The sequence below is a fragment of the Thermodesulfobacteriota bacterium genome, assembly GCA_026415035.1.
GTDB lineage: Bacteria > Desulfobacterota > BSN033 > BSN033 > UBA1163 > RBG-16-49-23.
The window spans coordinates 62,737-77,948 of sequence record JAOAHX010000013.1 but is presented as its reverse complement, the minus strand read 5'-3'; the positions used below and the strand labels follow the sequence as shown (position 1 = coordinate 77,948).

Annotated in this window: 22 protein-coding genes and 1 riboswitch; of the genes, 11 read left to right on the top strand and 11 right to left on the bottom strand. The window is 53.1% G+C overall.

The features are described 5' to 3' along the window. Positions 1-129, top strand: a 129-nt coding sequence (locus N3G78_09205; protein ID MCX8118095.1) for a DDE transposase, incomplete at its 5' end; no start/stop codon positions are given. Positions 130-507: 378 nt separating this feature from the next. Here the strand turns inward: N3G78_09205 and N3G78_09200 are convergent. The 5 genes from N3G78_09200 to N3G78_09180 form a co-directional block, all read right to left on the bottom strand. Further along, complete coding sequence (locus N3G78_09200; protein MCX8118094.1) at positions 508-1,053, bottom strand: lipid-binding SYLF domain-containing protein; 546 nt, start codon at positions 1,051-1,053, stop codon at positions 508-510. Between the two features lie 53 nt (positions 1,054-1,106). After that, complete coding sequence (locus N3G78_09195; GenBank protein ID MCX8118093.1) at positions 1,107-1,739, bottom strand: hypothetical protein; 633 nt, start codon at positions 1,737-1,739, stop codon at positions 1,107-1,109. Between the two features lie 3 nt (positions 1,740-1,742). Beyond that, positions 1,743-2,306, bottom strand: coding sequence for a manganese efflux pump MntP family protein (locus N3G78_09190; GenBank protein ID MCX8118092.1), 564 nt, complete (start codon positions 2,304-2,306; stop codon positions 1,743-1,745). 127 nt (positions 2,307-2,433) lie between these two features. Beyond that, positions 2,434-3,333 (bottom strand): thioredoxin domain-containing protein, encoded by a 900-nt coding sequence (locus tag N3G78_09185; protein ID MCX8118091.1) that lies wholly within the window; start codon positions 3,331-3,333, stop codon positions 2,434-2,436. 49 nt (positions 3,334-3,382) lie between these two features. Next, positions 3,383-4,939 (bottom strand): glutaredoxin, encoded by a 1,557-nt coding sequence (locus N3G78_09180; protein ID MCX8118090.1) that lies wholly within the window; start codon positions 4,937-4,939, stop codon positions 3,383-3,385. Between the two features lie 131 nt (positions 4,940-5,070). Here N3G78_09180 and N3G78_09175 point away from each other — a divergent pair, with 131 nt between their 5' ends. The 10 genes from N3G78_09175 (at position 5,071) to N3G78_09130 (ending at position 10,266) form a co-directional block, all read left to right on the top strand. Continuing rightward, positions 5,071-5,388, top strand: coding sequence for a metalloregulator ArsR/SmtB family transcription factor (locus N3G78_09175; protein ID MCX8118089.1), 318 nt, complete (start codon positions 5,071-5,073; stop codon positions 5,386-5,388). A 14-nt stretch (positions 5,389-5,402) separates the two neighbouring features. Next, positions 5,403-6,431, top strand: coding sequence for a permease (locus N3G78_09170; GenBank protein ID MCX8118088.1), 1,029 nt, complete (start codon positions 5,403-5,405; stop codon positions 6,429-6,431). Positions 6,432-6,441: 10 nt separating this feature from the next. Next, a complete protein-coding gene (locus N3G78_09165) occupies positions 6,442-6,675 on the top strand; it encodes a thioredoxin family protein (protein ID MCX8118087.1) in 234 nt (77 codons plus the stop codon). Between the two features lie 56 nt (positions 6,676-6,731). Then, the gene (locus N3G78_09160) at positions 6,732-7,226 is read left to right on the top strand and encodes a thioredoxin family protein (GenBank protein MCX8118086.1); all 495 of its coding nucleotides are present in this window, start codon (positions 6,732-6,734) and stop codon (positions 7,224-7,226) included. Beyond that, positions 7,223-7,372, top strand: coding sequence for a hypothetical protein (locus tag N3G78_09155; protein MCX8118085.1), 150 nt, complete (start codon positions 7,223-7,225; stop codon positions 7,370-7,372). Before N3G78_09160 ends, N3G78_09155 begins: the two co-directional genes overlap by 4 nt. 63 nt (positions 7,373-7,435) lie before the next feature. Then, positions 7,436-7,981, top strand: coding sequence for a hypothetical protein (locus tag N3G78_09150; GenBank protein ID MCX8118084.1), 546 nt, complete (start codon positions 7,436-7,438; stop codon positions 7,979-7,981). A gap of 69 nt (positions 7,982-8,050) precedes the next feature. Next, positions 8,051-8,254: a UXV-star family (seleno)protein gene (locus N3G78_09145; protein ID MCX8118083.1), complete on the top strand. Its 204-nt coding sequence runs from the start codon at positions 8,051-8,053 to the stop codon at positions 8,252-8,254. Between the two features lie 75 nt (positions 8,255-8,329). Then, on the top strand, positions 8,330-9,424 hold the full coding sequence (arsB, locus tag N3G78_09140) for an ACR3 family arsenite efflux transporter (protein MCX8118082.1): 1,095 nt from the start codon (positions 8,330-8,332) through the stop codon (positions 9,422-9,424). 200 nt (positions 9,425-9,624) lie between these two features. Then, positions 9,625-9,801 carry a hypothetical protein gene (locus tag N3G78_09135; GenBank protein MCX8118081.1) on the top strand — a complete coding sequence of 59 codons (177 nt, stop codon included), beginning with the start codon at positions 9,625-9,627 and terminating at the stop codon, positions 9,799-9,801. 42 nt (positions 9,802-9,843) lie between these two features. Next, entirely contained in the window at positions 9,844-10,266 is a 423-nt protein-coding gene (locus N3G78_09130; protein ID MCX8118080.1) for a nucleotidyltransferase domain-containing protein, read from the top strand. Between the two features lie 207 nt (positions 10,267-10,473). Here N3G78_09130 and N3G78_09125 read toward each other — a convergent pair whose 3' ends face one another. From N3G78_09125 to cysE, 6 genes are all read right to left on the bottom strand, one after another. After that, the gene (locus N3G78_09125) at positions 10,474-11,175 is read right to left on the bottom strand and encodes a cation:proton antiporter (protein MCX8118079.1); all 702 of its coding nucleotides are present in this window, start codon (positions 11,173-11,175) and stop codon (positions 10,474-10,476) included. A gap of 158 nt (positions 11,176-11,333) precedes the next feature. After that, entirely contained in the window at positions 11,334-11,621 is a 288-nt protein-coding gene (locus N3G78_09120) for a DUF2267 domain-containing protein (protein MCX8118078.1), read from the bottom strand. Between the two features lie 108 nt (positions 11,622-11,729). Then, a riboswitch (Fluoride riboswitch) is annotated at positions 11,730-11,801 on the bottom strand. A 99-nt stretch (positions 11,802-11,900) separates the two neighbouring features. After that, positions 11,901-13,076 carry a chromate efflux transporter gene (gene chrA, locus N3G78_09115; GenBank protein MCX8118077.1) on the bottom strand — a complete coding sequence of 392 codons (1,176 nt, stop codon included), beginning with the start codon at positions 13,074-13,076 and terminating at the stop codon, positions 11,901-11,903. Between the two features lie 48 nt (positions 13,077-13,124). Beyond that, positions 13,125-14,033, bottom strand: a complete 909-nt coding sequence (locus N3G78_09110) for an epoxyqueuosine reductase (GenBank protein MCX8118076.1) — start codon at positions 14,031-14,033, stop codon at positions 13,125-13,127. Then, positions 14,030-14,467 (bottom strand): iron-sulfur cluster assembly scaffold protein, encoded by a 438-nt coding sequence (locus N3G78_09105; protein ID MCX8118075.1) that lies wholly within the window; start codon positions 14,465-14,467, stop codon positions 14,030-14,032. Before N3G78_09105 ends, N3G78_09110 begins: the two co-directional genes overlap by 4 nt. A gap of 2 nt (positions 14,468-14,469) precedes the next feature. Continuing rightward, a complete protein-coding gene (gene cysE, locus N3G78_09100; protein ID MCX8118074.1) occupies positions 14,470-15,147 on the bottom strand; it encodes a serine O-acetyltransferase in 678 nt (225 codons plus the stop codon). Positions 15,148-15,212: the final 65 nt, after the last annotated feature.

Below are 15,212 nucleotides of genomic sequence, written 5' to 3'. Positions count from 1 at the left end.
CACGGCGTGTCTCCAAAACTTTTTCCCCTCTACCTAAAGGAGATGGAGTTCCGTTATAATCATCGTCATGAATCTCTGTTCGATTTGCTACTCAAATTGATCACAAAACCAGTGGCAAATCTTTTATAATCGCCATAAGATAAGGTATAGGGGGGCGCGGGAAGTGCGGACCAATACGAGGATGGCAAAGATTAGGTTGATCAACGCCACTATTAAAGCAAGGTAGGCATCGATCACGAGAGGTATTGGATTCATGGGACTTCTGAAAAAGTCCTCTTAGAGAAGATTGGAAGGCCCCTGCCCAGAGGCTACCCCCTTTCCGATTAGAGTCTATTGAAATAGTTCAAAAAAGTCAACAACTTATTAAGGGTCTGGGGCTTTGCCCGAGAGATTTTTTCCTCGGAGGCAGGATCATCTAAAACGCCGGTTGGGTCTCTTCCCTTTGAGTCTTTTGGAGAGGGAACCTCTGGCTGGGAAAACCGAAGGCAATTGTCCTTCTTGCTCGGGTCATTTGGTCAACCGGGTGAATTTGGAGCCCTCCACCGTTGCGTTTGCCATCAACCCCTTCTGGCCGAAGAGGAAGGCAACGATGGGGTCCTTGATGTTCAGGGTATCCAGGGATTTTCCGGCTCCGACATCGATGAAGGCGACAGAGCCGTCAACCCCCGCTTTCCAACCCGAGCCCCTCCGGAACTGCTTGAGCGCTTCTTCATCCATAAAAACGAGGAGCAGATGGGTCTTCTGGGCTCCGATCTGAAATCCCACAGAGCCTCCTGCGAGGCTGTAATAGGCCACCGTCTTGCCGCCGACCCTCAGCGCCCCTTCCCCGTACATCCCTCCGATTCCGAGGCCCGCCTTGACGAGGTTGGGGATCACGAGGACGCCCCGGGCCGCCTGCAGAAATTCCCTGCCTCCCTTGACCTTCTGCTCGAAGAGCTTCAAGGCAGCATTGACCTCCGCATTGATCGTATTGGCCGTTTTGGCCTCGGCCGGGGCCATGATAATTCCTACCAAAAGGATTGAACACATAAGAGCGCCGGTGATCTTCACCATCTCGTAAACCCTCCTCTCATGGGCCCGAAAGGAGATTTTAGGTGCAATTGTGCTCATATTTCTTTCTTCTCCTGAATCCAACCTACCAGGGGCGGGAGCCAGCAGAGGTTGGCCGCGATCGTCTCCAGGGCGGTAAAGGTTTGGGTGGTGGGGCTAAACCCTATGAGTCTGGCGCCCAAAAGGCCCAGAGGGACGATGAGGATAATCAAAAGGCTGGTGAGCATCACGGGATGGCGGACATACTCCCCCAACGCCCTTGACCAGGCCCCTTCTTTCCGACGGAGGAAAATTAATCCGGAGAGATTGGCACCCATTTGGTCACTGAGGGCATAGAAGTAAGGGATATAAAATCCTTCAATCCCATAGACATCGACCCCGACCAACCGGCTACCCCAGTCGATGAACCATGGGAGGGCCATGCCGGCAAGTTTTCCCCATCCATAGGCTTCCGCCATAGAATTCGATGCCCTGCGCCATCGCTGACGGAGGGCATAAATGCCTTCAAAGAGGCTTTCTCCCTCTCCGGAAAGGGTTCGGACGAGCCACTGGCCTATGGCACTGCGTTGGAAATTGAGAAGGTCTAAGAAGACCCCGAGGAGAAATCCTCCGATGAAGCCGCCCAAGGTAAATTGGATGAGCTCCCTGAACTCGCCTTCTTCAACCTCCTTCTCTCTCTTCTTTCCCATCGATTAGAGTCCTAAATGTTCGATCAGGATCTTGAGGCCGATGCCGATTAAAATAAGCCCCCCTATGACCTCGATCTTCTTCTCGAAGAAGTGACCCGTCTTGTTTCCGATAAAGACGCCGAGGAAGGATACGCCGAAAGTCACGGTTCCGATGAGGAGGATCGGCGCCACGATCGAAAGGTCCAGGATGGCAAAGCTGATCCCAACCGCGAAGGCGTCGATGCTGGTGGCGATCGAAAGCATAAGGAGCACCCAGAGGCTTAGAGAGGCCTTCTCGGTTTTTTCTCCCCCCATCTTCGTCGATTCGTAGATCATCTTCAAGCCGATCAGGCTGAGGAGCCCGAAGGCCACCCAATGGTCGACGCTCGAGATGAGGTCTTTCAGCCCGAGCCCGATGGACCAGCCGATCAAGGGCATCAAGGCCTGGAAGGAACCGAAAAAAACCCCTATTTTCAGCGCCCGATTCGCTCGCTGATGTCGGAGGATGGTCATGCCGTTGGTGACCGAGACCGCAAAGGCATCCATCGATAATCCAAAGGCTACAAGAAGCAGGGTGAGGTAATCCATAAAGAAGAGGGGGATGAGGTCAACCCCAGAGGGTCGGAGGGAGGTGAGATCGGCTCATCCGGATGGGAGAGGGAATCGAAGGAAACCGTCCCTCCCAGGTGGGACCTTATCCCCTCGCGCTCTAAAATTAGGTTCCCGCCCCGAGCTCTTTGAGCTTTGCGGAGATCTGTTCTTTGCTCATCGCGCCTGGTTGTCGAAAGACCTCTTTCCCTTTGGGGTCGAAAAAGACGAGGGTCGGCAGGGCCACAATTTTATATTCCCTGGCGAGATTCTGATACTTATAGACATCGATGACCAGAATTTCTGCCTTTCCTGCAAATTCCTTTTCGAGTTCCTTAAGAATCGGTCGCAGCTGACGGCAGGGGAGGCAGGAGTTGGCACCGAAATCGACGAGCAAAGGTCTTCCGCCGGCAAGGGCCTTCTTGAACTCCTCTTCGGTATTCGATTCCGGAGGCTTGAGGGCGATCTTCTGGAGGCGAATCTGGTCGATCTCGACTTTGGCCGCGGTTCGAAGCTGAGTGACATACCTCTTCATCGCCTCCTCCTGTTTGGCCTGCCGGATTAACTCTTCCAGGAAGGGAGAGACCTTCTCGAAAGGTTGTCCGCCCAGCCGATCCTTCACGACGGGGTAGAGGGCCGCGATTTCTTCTTTGGTCACAGGCGGGGGCGTAGAGAATTTCTTCTTCATCAGTTCACCGACCAGGATCTCTTCTGGCGATCGCCCCTCCTTATCCGTATCCTTATAGGTTTTCAGGGGAGGGGTGATCCCCTCTTTTTTGGCCTCTTGAAGAAGAATCCTCTGCATGATCAGGCCTTCGAGGAATTGTTGGGGATCCTCTCGAAGCATCTCTTTGAGGGGAGAGTCCACTTTTTCCAATTCCTTGTTGAATTGAAGCAGGGTGATCTTCTCCCCGTTGACCTGGGCAAGGACCTGACGGCTCGGATGCTGGAGATAGAAGAAGTAAAAGAGGAGAGCGCCTGCCAAGAGGGCCGCGACGACTCCCAAGAGAATGATTTTCTGTCTCATGCCACCTCCTCGAGTTCTTTGAGATGAAGGATTATTGAATACTTATCCCTCATAATAAGGTAAAAATCAATATTCCGGCGAGAGCGAAGAAGAAGAGGGCCGTTATGAGTTTTAGGGTGGAAGCCCTTCTCTGAAGGAAGAGAGCGAGTTGTTGAGAGGTGACCCCCCAATAGACGATCCCGAAGATCCCCAGCAGGGGAAGGACATAGACGAGATTGTATAACACCAGGTAGAAGAGGGCCTTTTCCCTGAGCGCGGAGAATTGGGTGACGAAGAGGAGCGTTGGAAGATAAACTTGGCTCGTGCAGGTGGAAAGGAAGAGGGTGACGAGGAAGCCTAAGGCGATGGCGACCAGGAGGAGCCGAAGCGGTTGGCCCTCCGGAATCGTCTCCAACCCCGCCCCCCTCGCCCGGATGACCTTATGGATCCTCCTCTTGAGAAAATCAGGGGCTTGGAGTTTCATCTTTGAGGGCTTCCCTTTTTTCAACTGGATGTAATCATAGAGGCTTAAGATGGCAAGAAAGAGGCTCAACAAGAAGGTGACCAGATAGATGGCACGGGAGAGGACGGGAAGGAAGGAGAGGTGCTGGATAAACCCGAGGAGTCCCAACCCCAATAGGAGATGGGTCAAGAAGGCCGATCCTGAAAAACCCAATCCCACCATCAAGATTTGTTTTCGTCCCTGGCCGATCATGGTGAGGTAGGAGATGAAGAAGACGAGCGTGGCAAGGGCGCAGGGATTGAGCCCTTCGACCAAACCGGCGACCAGGATGGCGGGTAGCCCAAAAGATTTGAACCGTTCGATCATGGTCTCTTCGGCTTTTGCGATCTCCTCCTGGGTGGGGACCGAGGGCCCCCTGGAAGCGAAGGGGGGAGTTGATGAGGGATCGGACGAATACTTGGCGAGGAGCGTTTCCAGCCTGGACAACTCGATCTCTTCGGGCGGGAGATATTCGTTGCCGATGAAGATGGCCGGTGCGAGGAGCCTCTTTTCAGAGGGGACTTGAAGACGGTTTGAAAGGACCTCGTTGAGGCGTTTGCCCTCAGGGGTGTTGAGGTCGATCGCCTCGACCTTGAGCCCGGGATACTTTCCGACGAGGTATTTCAGCAGGGCATTGGCCCGGTCACATTTTGGGCATCCCTTCTGATGAAAGTACGTGAGAGAAAGGGAGATTTCGGCCCTTTGGGGTGGGGTTGAAGCGATCCCCGAGGGAAGGTCAAGAGAAACCGGGGGGATTCCGCCTTTTGCCTGGTACTCCATCAGCAGAGGGTCAAGCCTCTCCATCACCTCCCTCTCGCCTGAGAGGAAATGATCTCCGATCAGGAGGACGGGCAGTTCGCTTTCCCTTTTGCCGAATCGTTTTTCCAGCTTCAAAAGGGCTTCGTAATGGATCGGGTCTCCGACGTCGAAGGCCTGAATTTCAAGGAAAGGATAAACCGTTTTAAGGGTCGGTAAATAACTCTGGTAGATCGTTTTACAGGGTTCACAATCCTGCGAGTAAAAATAGTAGATTTGGCCCTTTGGAGGGTTGGTCTGTGGAATCCCGGGGGTGATCCCAAAAAGAATAAAAATAAAGGCGGAGAGAATGAGGATGGCTCTCTTCATTAGATAAATTATACAAACAACGGACGGCACTTTCAAAGGATTGTGGAAGGTTTCGCACGGTGGCCGATTGACCTTTTATGTTTTTTGGATTATATGATTAATGATTCATATATGCAAGGAGGAGGTGAGGTATGGAGGAAAGGGTTCTCGAGATGAAGGCAGAGATCTTAAAGGCCCTTGCCCAGCCCACTCGCTTAAAGATACTGGAATTTCTAAGAAATGGAGAGAAATGCATCTGCGAAATTGTCCCGGCCGTTAAAGGGGAGCAGTCCAACGTCTCCCGCCACATTTCCCTGATGCAGAAGAGCCAGCTTGTCACCACCCGAAAGGACGGGGTCAAGGTGATGGTGAAGGTCAAGGATCCAAAGGTCTTCGAAATTTTGGATAGCATCAGCATCGTTCTGAAAAACCGGGTACACGAACAGAACCGGCTCATGCGTTCCCTGTAAAGAGGGTGAAATCATTGCTCGCCGATATTCTCAAAAGTGGATGGGAGACGTTTCTCGATTACCTATCGGCCCATGTCCTGACCTGTCTGGTCCCCGCTTTTTTTATCGCCGGGGCCATCGGGGTCTTCGTCTCGCAGGCTTCGGTGCTGAAGTATTTTGGAGCAAAAGCCAACCGGGTGTTATCCTATGGAGTCGCCTCCGTTTCAGGATCCGTTCTCGCGGTCTGCTCCTGCACGGTGTTGCCCTTGTTTTCAGGCATTTATCAAAGGGGGGCGGGAATCGGACCTGCGACCACTTTTCTTTACTCCGGCCCGGCCATCAATGTGCTCGCCATCGTCTATTCGGCAAGGTTGTTAGGCCTGGACCTCGGGGCGGGGAGGGCAATCGGGGCGGTGGCCTTCTCCATCGTCATCGGTCTCATCATGGCCTTGCTCTTCCATAAGGAGGAAAAGGAAAAGAGGGACCAATCGTTGGTCCTGGGCATTCCCGAGGGAGGAAAGAAAGGGCCTGTCCTTCTTGTCTATTTTGCCTCCTTAATAGGGATACTGGTCTTTGCCTCGCAGAAGGAATGGATTTTAACAGGGATATCCTTTTTGGTTCTCTTGGTCGCTTTAAAGAGCTGGTATGACCGGGAAGAGGTCAAAGAATGGTTCTCAGCCACCTGGGGCTTCGTCAAATTGATCGCGCCCTGGCTCCTCATCGGGGTTTTTGCCGCAGGGATGATCAAAGCCCTTATTCCAGAAAGTCTTATCCAACAATGGGTAGGGGGAAATTCCCTCCGCTCCAACCTCATCGCTTCTGTCGTGGGAGCCCTCATGTATTTCGCCACGCTGACAGAGGTCCCCATTATCAGAGCTTTCCTCGATATGGGAATGGGCAGAGGACCGGCCCTTGCTCTCCTGTTAGCAGGGCCTGCCTTAAGTCTGCCCAGTATGATCGTGATCGTCCGCGTGATGGGATTCAAGAAGGGGCTCACCTATATTTTCCTCGTCATCCTCATGGCGACGGTGACCGGATTGGGCTTTGGATATCTTTTCGAATAGGAGGCCATCTATGAAGAAGATCGAGATCCTCGGAATGGGATGCGCCAAATGCAATCAGCTCGAAGAGCGGGCCAAAGAGGCCGTGAAAGAGCTTGGCATCGAGGCCGAAGTGATTAAGGTTCAGGATATCAAAACGATCACCAACTACGGCGTCCTCGTGACCCCTGCCCTGGTGGTGGATGGCGTCGTCAAAATCGCTGGAAAGGTGCCCCAAATAGAGGAGATCAAGGCCTGGATTAGGTGAGGGTCTCAGACTCCGGACACCCAACCGGGGAGCGCCGTCGAAATGAGGGTAAGGGTATGGAAGGAAAAGATTACAGACTTGTCCTGGTGGGAAACGCCCAGGTCGGTTTGAGTGGTCTTCAGGAGATCTTTGAAGAACTCAGGGACGAAAAGAGAACGGAGGAGCCTGCCCTGAAGCAGAAGCTCCTCGAGAAAGTCAGGGAGAAAAACTATGTCCCTTCCACCATGGAAGAGGAATATAAAAAGGCCCTTTTTCGGGAATTTAAAAAATTCCTCGGGGAAGAATTGCCTGAAGAGAAAAAGGATTTTCTCGAGGTCATCTTATTGGGGTTAGGATGTTTCTCCTGCAATCAGCTCGAGCAAGAGGTGATTCAGGCCCTTGCAGAGACCGGGCTCCGGGCGGGGTTCCAATATATTAAGGATCCCTCGCTGAGAAGCCAATATGGCAACATCCCCATGCCAGCCCTGATCATCAACGGGAAGGTCAAATCCCAGGGGACCATTCCCACAAGATCGATGATTATTAAATGGCTGATGGAGGAGAGTGGATGATCGTCAAACCTCTCGAGATCACCTTGGGCTCCGGAGAGTTGCTCAGGAGGGTCAAAATCTTGCTGGATGAGGACAGAGAGGATGCCTATCTCTTTTTGAAAGAGGTATTGAAACCGCAGGTCGATCGGGCGACACGGGAGCAGTGACAGGTCATCCCTGTTAAGCTTCGGGCAACCTGAAAAAAGAGACGAAAAATACAATCGGCCCCTATGCTCTTCCAATCTTACAAAATCACTCGCATCCTTCCATGTGTTGCGGACCCGGAGAAGATTCGCGTCATTGCGGAGGTGGCGGGGGAGATTTACGAGGCCTTCCCCTATTTAAATGCCACCCTCAAAGGGTGTCTTTTTAATCATCCAGCGTTGACGCTGACGATTAAGAAAGGCGAAAAGTTGATCACCCTTCATGCCCACCATATCACCCTGACTAAAATCGATGACGAGAAGGAGGCGGTGTCGCTCCTCCAGTGGCTTCAGGACCTGGTGAACGAGACCTATCGGAATCGGGATAAGATCCATCCAGACTACACCATGAGACAGGAACTGAAGCCGACGGATATCGTCAAGCTGCTTCCGGGAACGAACTGTAAAGAATGTGGACTTTTGAGTTGTCAGGCCTTTGCCTTTAAATTGTTACGGGGGCAGACGGAGATCGAGAAATGTTCACCCCTCTTCTCGGATGCGTATTCCGAGAAGCGAAGCCTGCTTCTTGAAACGCTTCACAATATCGGGCTTAAAGGCCCTCCAGCGAAATGAATCTTCGATTTACGAATTTGGAGATGGTTTTCGGATCATTTTGTTTAAGTAGCGGAAAGGAGGGGGCTCATGTCTTCAAAGGTTTTAATCTATGGAACAGAGGGTTGTCCTTATACCAGAAAGGCCCGGGAGGCCTATGGAGATAAGGCCGTCTTTCGTGACGTCGGGGTCAAGGCAACACTTGAAGAGATGTTGAAATATTCGAAGGGGAAGAGAAAGATACCGGTGATCGTAGAGGGAGGCAAGGTGACCATCGGTTTCGGAGGCTCCTGAGACATCTAAAAAACCGGCAGGTCGCGGGTTAAGAGTGATAGCTATTTCAAACCTGGGCCAAGGAGGATAGACCACATGGCAGGAGAACAAATCACTAAAAGACTCTCGTTCCTGGATCGTTACTTAACCTTATGGATTTTCTTAGCGATGTTTGTCGGTGTGGGCTGGGGCTATGTCTTTCCCGGCATCGTCCACTTCTGGGACCAGTTCCAGGTGGACACGACGAACATCCCCATCGCCATCGGACTCATCCTCATGATGTATCCCCCCCTGGCCAAGGTGAGATACGAAGAGATGGCCCACGTCTTTCGAAACTATAAGGTCCTTGCCCTCTCCCTCATCCAGAACTGGGTCATCGGCCCGGTCCTGATGTTTCTTCTGGCGATCACCTTTCTTTCGGGGCATCACGAATATATGGTTGGATTGATCTTGATCGGCCTGGCCCGGTGCATCGCCATGGTGATCGTGTGGAACGATCTGGCCTCGGGAGATCGGGAATACTGCGCGGGGCTCGTTGCCTTTAATTCCATCTTTCAGGTCCTCTTCTTCTCCATCTACGCCTACATCTTCATCACGGTCCTCCCACCCTTGCTCGGGCTGAAAGGCATGGCCGTTCAAATCACGATCGGTCAGATTGCGGAGAGCGTCTTCATCTACCTCGGCATCCCTTTCATTGCCGGGGTTCTTTCCAGGCTGATCGGGTTAAAGACAAAGGGCAAAACCTGGTACGAAACGAAGTTCGTTCCCAAGATCAGCCCGATCACGTTGATCGCCCTCCTCTTCACCATCCTCGTCATGTTCTCCCTCAAAGGGGAATACATCGTCCGTCTCCCCCTCGATGTGATCCGGGTGGCCATTCCCTTGCTGATCTATTTCGTGGTGATGTTCCTGGTCTCTTTCTATTTCTCCAAGAAAGTCGGGGCGACTTACGAGCAAGCTACGACGTTAAGTTTTACAGCGGCCTCGAACAATTTCGAACTCGCCATCGCCGTTGCCGTCGCCGTCTTCGGAATCAACTCCGGCCAGGCCTTTGCCGCGGTGATCGGCCCCTTGATGGAAGTCCCGGTCCTGATCAGCCTTGTCAATGTGGCCCTCTGGTTCAAGAAGAGATATTTTCCTTATGCCGTCGAGACACCGACGGGAGTCTGTCACCTCTCCTGCCGACCCTGAGGGAGGGAACCAGCCCTTATGGGGGACTGGCCGAAGGGGAGATCTATTGAGGAAGGAGGTCATCGATGACCGAGTATCGAATTTCACAGGTGGAAGGCGATGGCTGAGTGGGCTGAGAGCCCGAGACGCTGACAGTTAGTCGGCGCACCTTGAAATTTCCAGATGGCATACAGGTCCGGGTGAATGGCTTGGATGAAGTGATGGCCGAACTTTACTCCGAGGGGAGATTGCCGAATCGGGATACGGCAGAAGAGCTCCTCGACCGGCTGGAGAAATATAACAACTACATCCCGTCCTCCGCCCGCCGGGAGTATAAAAGCGTCCTCCTGAAAGAATATAGAGAGTATATTGAGGCCCGGAAAGAAAGAATCCGATAAAAGGGGTCGACATTTTTCACGCCTTCGCTTAGTTTTGGTTCGATGGATATCGAAGCCTTAAAACATTACTTTAAGAACCGGAAAGAGGTCGCCTTCGCCTTTTTATACGGCTCGCAAGCGAAAGGGAAGGCTACCCCCTTATCCGATGTGGATATCGCAGTCTATTTTTCTCCCGAGAAAAGATATCCGATCGAGTTTGAAGAAGAAATTTATTACACAAGCGAAGATGAGATATGGTCTGACCTGGAAAGGATGATTAAAAGAGAGGTTGAGCTTCTTGTCTTGAACAGGGATCCTTCAACGGCTGCGGCAAGCGCCATTCGCGGAATCCCCCTTGCCATCAATGACTGGGGGCTTTATCTCGATTTCATGGAGGGGGTAACGAAAGAGGCTGAAGATTTTATGCATCTTGTGATCAACGATTATAGGGAGAAAAATCCCCTTGAAAAGAGAGATTCGATATAGGTTCATCCGACATCTCACTTTCCTCGAAAATGAACTGAAGGATTACGAAACGTTCAAAACCCTTTCCTGGGAAGGATACCATGAGGACAGAGGAAAGAGAAGAAATGTGGAGAGATGGATTGAAAATATCGTCAATTCGTCCATTGATATTGCCAAAATTGATCCTGACTTCAGAGGGCCATCCTCTTCCCGATACCTATAAAGATATCATACCACAAAGGCGGGCAGGATCGCATGGCTCGATCCCACTTTAGAAACATAAATGAAAAGGAAAAGCATGAAGAAGAGAAATTTGATTTCAGGCTCAATCACCCGGTCGCCGTATCGTTTGAATAGGAAGGGAGCTATCTTGGGTATGACCAGGATGACGAAGGCAGAGACTCCGGCAGAAAGGAGGGTGAAGATATTAAATTCCGCAAAGATGAGGCTTAAAGCCAGGGCTGTGCCCAGGTCGGTGATGAAACAGGAAGCCATGAGGATCTTACCGATTTCATAATGGGTTAATCCTGTCTCTACCAGAACAGCATAGATCACAGCCAAAGAAGTGGTCGAGAGGGCGATTCCTCCAATGACCGAAGCGTTTAAAGACCAGTGAGCCACCCAGTAGCAATAAGCAATCGTTCCTAAAAAAGGCGCGAGGAATGAGAGGCCACCGATCCATAAACTCTCCTTCGCCTTTTCTCTCAGGATGATGGGATCGACCTCCGCTCCTGCCAGGAAAGTTAGAAGAATTCCTCCGAAACCTGCCAGAAAGGTCAGCCAAGGGGTAGGTGCGAGACCGAGAAAATTTCCGCCGATCACGCCAAGGGTGATCTCGATGAGGGCCACCGACACCCCCGTCTCGACGGAAAGGAGGCTTCCGAGAAAGATAAGGGCGGCGATTATCAGGGCACTGTAGGGATCGGTCATACGGTCTCCTTCGAAGCCAGGGTGTGTTCAAGAGCGATCCCGGTGGACTCGGTGACGTCACCATTTCTCAGGGCAGGAGGAAAGGGGAAAGGACGGGTGGCCTCCCTCGATCGACCGGGATTTCATAGAGGATGTCTTTTGTTGGACCGTTTTCGATCTCACGGCCGGGTGAGGTAAGGAGTTTCCCCAGAGACCTCCGAGACCTCCCCTGTCTCAAACAGCAATTCATCTCGCTCGTAGGCATCAAAGAGGTAGGCAGGCTTGATCGACTCCCACCCCTCGCGAAGGTCAGGCGGGGAGACCTCCGCGATCTTCTGGGAAAGTTCTTCTCCGATGATCGCTTTGGTCAATGCGATGACCGCCCGGGCGGCTAAATCCGCCTGTTTTAAGTCTTCGAGATGGGCGATTTTCATGACCGCTTCGAGAAACGCTTTCCTCGTCTCCATCCTCTTACCTCCTTTCCTCTCAGACCACTCCTTCCCCATCCCTCCTCCTGCACAAGATGCGAAAACTGGGATGAAGATATTCCCTTGAAAAAAAAACTTCTACCAGTGGACCCAGTAGAAGTTATCATTCCCCGATAAAGCTGGGGACCTTTAATGGCGAACTTCATCGCCCGATATGTTTTTTCTCAATCTATTATCCGACAGGACCGCATCGATGTCAATCTTTTTTTTCTTTTGGGATCGGCAAAAGGGTGCGGGCGGGAGCGATGGTTCGAAGGCCTATAAGACGATCCAAGAGACCCCTGCTCCCAAAAGAACGACCCAGAGGAGTCCCACCTTCAGGAAAAGGGCTGCTAAGGCCCCGAGCGTGATGAGGAGACGGGGGAGATCCCAAGGAAGATGGATTGCAAAACGGAAGGTGACCGTTAAGAGAAGTCCCACGAAAGAACAGAATATCCCCGTGAAAACCTTTATCAAATGGGGAGAGGATCGGATCCGGTCGAAATAGGGAATTGCCCCGATGACGATGAGGAAGGAGGGCAAAAAGACGCTGGCTGTGGCGACCACCCCACCCCAAAACCCCTGCCACAAGTATCCGATGAAGGTGGCGGTGATCACAATGGGCCCGGGAGTCACCTGTCCCAGGGCAATGCCGTTTAAGAGCGTGGGTCCATCCATCCATCGACGGACCTCGACGACCTCGTGGAACATCATGGGGACAGAGGCATAACCGCCCCCAAAGGCAAACAGATCGATTCTGAACATCAGCATCGCCAAATCAAAAAGCCTTCTGTTGAGCCTGAAAAGGGCGGCCGTCCCCAAGAGGGCTGCGAAGATTAACCAGAGGAGGGAGGGTGGAGGAGACGACTTGGTGGGAGGTTTTTCCCCGAGTTGAACGGGCTGTTTGAAGTAGAGCGCGACCCCTAAGAAGGCGGCGAAGGAGATGACCAGGATGGGATGGAGCTTCAGCCCGAAAAGAGCTGCAGCCGTCAAGGCCAACACCCCGTTCTGCCATGTTTTAACCAAGGGCCTGCCGAAGGAGAACGTGGCATAGGCCACGATCGCCACGACGATGGCTTGGAGTCCATTGAAGATGGAAACAACCGAAGGCAGGGTATGCGTCTTGGCGTAGAAGGCCGAGAGGATCATCATGAGAAGAAAGGCCGGAAGCCCAAATCCGATGAAACTGACGGCGGCCCCTCCTATGCCTCTGGCCCTAAACCCCACATAGGCCGACATCTGCATGGCGGTGGCGCCTGGGATGGTCTGACACAGGGCGATCCCATCCCGGGCTGTCTTTTCATCCAGCCAACGCTTCTGATTCACCGCCAACTGCCGCATGTAGGCGACGATCGCGGGTCCGCCGAAGGCCGTGGCTCCCAATTTGAAGAAAGCGAGGAAGAGGTGCATCAAGGAGGGACAGGGTCGGTTCAGCTCACCGCTTCGATCTTCCACAAAACGCTTCCCTTCTCGTCTGAAAAATCCTAGCCGAGAGAGCCTGTTTCAGGCGATGAGATCAGGCCTGGGGATCTGAAATTCACAGGGGACCCCGGTTTGACAGAGACCACAGGAGGAGGGACCGTTTTCTATCCCATATTCCAGACGCCTCGCCTTTAGGGAGGGAGAATTGAGATAGGCGTGGCATTTCTCCTTGTCATGGCCTTCCTCGGTAATGGCCTGGGCAGGGCATCGGGAGATGCATTTGCCGCATTTTTCGTTCCTGAAGAAGAGGCAGTTTTCCCGGTAATGGCGGTATCGCCGCTCGCTCGGGGTTAGCTTCAAAAGCGTGACGACACTCCCTAACCGGACCGCCATCCCTCGGGGAGTGATGAAGCCGTCGTTGAGGCTGAAGGTTCCGAGGCCGCAGATATAGGCGACATGGCGCTCCGACCAGGGCGAAGCCCATCCGACCCTTGCATCGTGGAGGAGCTGAAACCCGGGCATCAACACAGGGGCGACCGAGACGAAACCCAAATCTTCGAGAAAAGCGACCACATGACGGCGGAGTGCATCGTTACAGGCCTCACCGAAATGCCTTGTGTAGGCCCAAAGCTTTGAAGGAAACCGATCTTCCCTCCGGTTGCTCTTTCGCGTATCCTCCGCAGCGGGCAAGACCCATGAGATAACGCTGATGGGATCGATCTCCGCCGGAGAGAGGGCCCCTCCTCTTTCCCCGAGGGCAGTGGCGATGACCTCGGTCGGAGTGAGGTGAAAAGGTCCGACGATCGATTTCAACTCGTGGAAAAGGGGATCGGTTCCGGAGGCGAACCCGACCTGGGGCTCTTCCCAATAGAGGCCGAAATCGAGAGGTCTTCTTCGGTTCTGCTCACTCTCGTGGATGAATTTTTTGATGAGCTGAACGAGGACTCGATTCGGATCCTTTAAGAATACGACCTTTTCCTCCGGGGTCATGAATCTCCCTTCCCTTCCTCCTCCCAGTCTCCGAGCTGAAACCCTCGTTTCCCATCGGCCCTGCGATGTTTACACCGATACTCTTCAATGGCCAGCTTGAGGGCATCCGTGGCCAGGGTGAAGCAGGGGGTCTTCTCCTTCGGCAGCTGAGACAGGATTTCCTTGGACGTCTGTTCCGAGATCTTTAGGGCTTCCTCCAACGTGGCCCCTTTGATCCGGTCGGTGAGAATCGAACTCGTGGCGATGGCGGCGCCACAGCCAAAGGTCTTGAATTTTGCGTCCGCAATCTTCTCGTCTTTCACTTTGATGAACATCTGCATGATGTCCCCACAGGAGGCGTTCCCGACGGTGCCGATGCCATCGGCATCGGGGATCTCGCCGACGTTCCTGGGATCTTGAAAATGTTCGATCAAGAATTTGGGATATTTCGACATCGTCAATCCTCATGGGAGAGCGTTTTATGGGGGAGGTCCACCAAGCGCTCCAGGCGTTTCACCCTTTCCTCCAGTTTGTGATGGAGCCGTAGGAGCATCTTCATGATGTCGGAAAGGGGGTCGGGAAGGTTTCCGTGCTCGAAGTCGAGCTCGACTTTTTCCGGGGTCGGAGATTCGATGATGCGACCGGGCACGCCCACCACGGTGGCCCCGGGAGGGACAGGTTTGACCACCACGGAGCCCGACCCAATGCGAGCCCCATCGCCCACGGTGATGGCGCCGAGGACGACGGCATTCGATCCCACCACCACCCGGTTGCCCAGGGTGGGGTGCCGCTTCTTCTTTTCGAGGGTGGTGCCCCCGAGGACCACGCCCTTGTAAATCAAACAGTCATCCCCGATTTCGGCGGTCTCGCCGATGACCACCCCCATGCCGTGGTCGATAAAAAGCCGCCTGCCGATCTTGGCCCCTGGATGGATCTCGATGCCCGTGATCGCCCGGCTGAGATGAGAGATGAGCCTGGCCGTGGTGAACCACCCTCGTCGGTAGAAAAAATGGGCAATCCGATGAAGCCAGATGGCATGGAGGCCAGGATAGCAGATGAGAATCTCCAAATAATTTTTTGCCGCCGGATCTCGCTCTTTGATGGTTCGGAGGTCTTCCTTCAGTCGCTCAAACATAGGACCGGGGGATGGCCTGCCCTGATGGGCCTTTTTCCCTATCTTATAACTCAAGGCCCCTTCTG

What these genes read in the sequence shown, in the direction of transcription:
- N3G78_09110 (MCX8118076.1), bottom strand. Translation starts at nt 14,033, where the DNA reads ATGACCCCGGAGGAAAAGGTCGTATTCTTAAAGGATCCGAATCGAGTC.
- N3G78_09155 (MCX8118085.1), top strand. Translation starts at nt 7,223, where the DNA reads ATGATCGTCAAACCTCTCGAGATCACCTTGGGCTCCGGAGAGTTGCTC.
- N3G78_09125 (MCX8118079.1), bottom strand. Translation starts at nt 11,175, where the DNA reads ATGACCGATCCCTACAGTGCCCTGATAATCGCCGCCCTTATCTTTCTC.
- N3G78_09185 (MCX8118091.1), bottom strand. Translation starts at nt 3,333, where the DNA reads ATGAGACAGAAAATCATTCTCTTGGGAGTCGTCGCGGCCCTCTTGGCA.
- N3G78_09130 (MCX8118080.1), top strand. Translation starts at nt 9,844, where the DNA reads ATGGATATCGAAGCCTTAAAACATTACTTTAAGAACCGGAAAGAGGTC.
- N3G78_09180 (MCX8118090.1), bottom strand. Translation starts at nt 4,939, where the DNA reads ATGAAGAGAGCCATCCTCATTCTCTCCGCCTTTATTTTTATTCTTTTT.
- N3G78_09145 (MCX8118083.1), top strand. Translation starts at nt 8,051, where the DNA reads ATGTCTTCAAAGGTTTTAATCTATGGAACAGAGGGTTGTCCTTATACC.
- N3G78_09195 (MCX8118093.1), bottom strand. Translation starts at nt 1,739, where the DNA reads ATGGGAAAGAAGAGAGAGAAGGAGGTTGAAGAAGGCGAGTTCAGGGAG.
- N3G78_09200 (MCX8118094.1), bottom strand. Translation starts at nt 1,053, where the DNA reads ATGGTGAAGATCACCGGCGCTCTTATGTGTTCAATCCTTTTGGTAGGA.
- N3G78_09160 (MCX8118086.1), top strand. Translation starts at nt 6,732, where the DNA reads ATGGAAGGAAAAGATTACAGACTTGTCCTGGTGGGAAACGCCCAGGTC.
- N3G78_09165 (MCX8118087.1), top strand. Translation starts at nt 6,442, where the DNA reads ATGAAGAAGATCGAGATCCTCGGAATGGGATGCGCCAAATGCAATCAG.
- arsB (MCX8118082.1), top strand. Translation starts at nt 8,330, where the DNA reads ATGGCAGGAGAACAAATCACTAAAAGACTCTCGTTCCTGGATCGTTAC.
- N3G78_09175 (MCX8118089.1), top strand. Translation starts at nt 5,071, where the DNA reads ATGGAGGAAAGGGTTCTCGAGATGAAGGCAGAGATCTTAAAGGCCCTT.
- N3G78_09120 (MCX8118078.1), bottom strand. Translation starts at nt 11,621, where the DNA reads ATGGAGACGAGGAAAGCGTTTCTCGAAGCGGTCATGAAAATCGCCCAT.
- N3G78_09150 (MCX8118084.1), top strand. Translation starts at nt 7,436, where the DNA reads ATGCTCTTCCAATCTTACAAAATCACTCGCATCCTTCCATGTGTTGCG.
- N3G78_09135 (MCX8118081.1), top strand. Translation starts at nt 9,625, where the DNA reads ATGGCCGAACTTTACTCCGAGGGGAGATTGCCGAATCGGGATACGGCA.
- N3G78_09190 (MCX8118092.1), bottom strand. Translation starts at nt 2,306, where the DNA reads ATGGATTACCTCACCCTGCTTCTTGTAGCCTTTGGATTATCGATGGAT.
- N3G78_09105 (MCX8118075.1), bottom strand. Translation starts at nt 14,467, where the DNA reads ATGTCGAAATATCCCAAATTCTTGATCGAACATTTTCAAGATCCCAGG.
- cysE (MCX8118074.1), bottom strand. Translation starts at nt 15,147, where the DNA reads ATGTTTGAGCGACTGAAGGAAGACCTCCGAACCATCAAAGAGCGAGAT.